This is a genomic window from Methylobacterium sp. WL18, assembly GCF_008040015.1.
Classification (GTDB): Bacteria; Pseudomonadota; Alphaproteobacteria; order Rhizobiales; family Beijerinckiaceae; genus Methylobacterium; species Methylobacterium mesophilicum.
In genome coordinates this window covers 1-1977 of record NZ_VRVD01000772.1, presented here as the reverse complement: position 1 = coordinate 1977, position 1977 = coordinate 1, and the positions used below count along the sequence as shown (strand labels likewise).

Annotated in this window: 2 protein-coding genes; both read left to right on the top strand. The window is 70.3% G+C overall.

Features of this window, described 5'->3' with window-relative positions; translation table 11 throughout:
- Positions 1 to 711, top strand: a 711-nt coding sequence (locus FV228_RS28115) for an MFS transporter (RefSeq protein ID WP_147857496.1), incomplete at its 5' end; no start/stop codon positions are given.
- A 176-nt stretch (positions 712 to 887) separates the two neighbouring features.
- Complete coding sequence (locus FV228_RS28110; RefSeq protein ID WP_147857495.1) at positions 888 to 1748, top strand: amidohydrolase family protein; 861 nt, start codon at positions 888 to 890, stop codon at positions 1746 to 1748.
- The last annotated feature ends 229 nt before the right edge of the window (positions 1749 to 1977 follow it).

Here is a 1977-nt window from a genome sequence, read left to right as displayed (position 1 = left end):
CTGCCCCCGGTCACCCCGCAGATCGCCGCCGCGGTGGCGGAGGCGGTCGCCGATCCGATTCCCGGCCCCCGGCCGAGCGCGGTGGCGACCCTGTTCGCGCCGGCCTACCGGATGCGCACCGTCATGGCCTTCGGGCTGTGGTTCTTCGCGCTGATCGGCTTCTTCGGGCTCAATTCCTGGATCGCGGTGCTGCTCAAGGAGCGCGGCTTCTCGATCGTCGGCTCGGTGGGCTTCGTGACCCTGATCACGCTGGGCGGCATCCCGGGCTTCGCCACCGCGGCCGTGCTGCTGGAGCGGATCGGCCGCAAGCCGACCACGGCGCTGTTCCTGACCTGCGCGGCCGCCGCGGCCTGGCTGTACGGCAATGCCGGCGGCGAGCCCGTGCTGACCGTCGCCGGCGTCACGGTCACTTGGCTGTTCGTCGCGGGCTTCGTGATGCAGTTCTTCATGTTCGGCATGTGGAGCTGCCTCTACGCCTACACGCCGGAACTGTACCCGACCCGGGCCCGGGCCACGGGGGCCGGCTTCGCCTCGGCCTTCGGGCGGATCGGCGCCATCCTGGGGCCGATGATCGTGCCGGTGCTGGTGCGCGATTACGGCCCGGCCACCGCCTTCCAGGTCGGCGCGGGCGGCTTCCTGATCGCCGCCCTCCTGGTCCTCACCCTCGGGGTCGAGACCCGCGGCAAGGTGCTCGAAGCCGTCTCGCATTGAGCGGAGGAGCCGCCGAGTCTTCCAGGCGCGTCTTGCAGGGCTCCGCCCTGCACCCGCACAAGGTCTCGACCTTGTGAATCCATGATCCGATTGAACGATCGATCCTGCGTCGCTCGCGATTCGATCGATGGTCAGCCCCATACCTCGCTCACATCACAACCGTGGAGTCCCAAAAAATGCCCGTCGTGGACATGCGCAGCCGGCCGACCTTCCTGCACACGTTCTTCGGCGCCGAGCCCGACACGCCGGAATTCGGCGTCGCCCGCTGGCTGAACGCCCGGGTCGGCAGCCGCGAGGTCGAGCACTTCACCCGCGGCGCCACGATCGAGGGCTTCCGCGCCGAGATGGACGGGGCCGGGATCGACGTCGCCGTGATGGTCGCCCGCTCGGTGCCGGGGGTCCGGGTCTCGAACGACGCCCTGGCGCAGGCCGCCGGGCACGATCCGAAGCGGCTGATCGGCATCGCCTCGGTGGATCCGGTGAAGCTCGGCCGCAAGGCCGCGGTGGCGGAAGCCAAGCGCGCCGTGACCGAGCTCGGCTTCAAGGGGATCAACCTCGATGCCGGCTTCTACCGCGAGGGCCTGCGGGCCGACGACGAGCGGCTGATGCCGCTCTACGAGCTGTGCGAGAAACTCGCGGTCCCGGCCTTCGTGATGTCCGGCCCGACCACCCCGGACCTGCGCCTCAACGATCCCCTGGCGGTGGACCGGGTCGCCCGGACCTTCCCGAAGCTGCCGATCGTGTGCTGCCACGGGTTCTACCCGCACGTCGCCGAGATGGTGACCGTGGCCTTCCGCAACGAGAACGTGTTCGTCTCCCCGGACATGTACACGTTCGCCCCCGGCGGCGGCCTCTACGTGGAGGCGGCGAACGGCTTCATGAAGGACCAGTTCCTGTTCGGCTCCTCGTTCCCGTTCCGGGCGATGCGCCAGGGCGTCGAGGATTTTCGCGCGCTGGGCCTCTCGGAGGACGCTCTGGACGCCGCCCTCTGGCGCAACGCCAACCGCCTGCTCGGGCTCGGCCTGGCCGAGGCTTAGTCCCGGGTTTCCAAAGGGCGAGCCCTTTGGCGGGGTATCGGGGCGGAGCCCCGATGAACCAGGGCTCCGCCCTGGACCCGCACAAGGTCCCGGACCTTGTGGATCCGGGACCTTGTCGTCAGGCGGCCCGGACGTTGGCCAAAAAATCGCCGACGGCGCCGCGCAGGGCGCTGGCCTGCCGGGCCAGGTCGCTGGCGGCGTCGAGCACCTGGGACGAGCCGTGGCTGGC

Coding starts and splice junctions, on each gene's coding strand:
- FV228_RS28110 (WP_147857495.1), top strand. CDS start 888: ATGCCCGTCGTGGACATGCGCAGCCGGCCGACCTTCCTGCACACGTTC.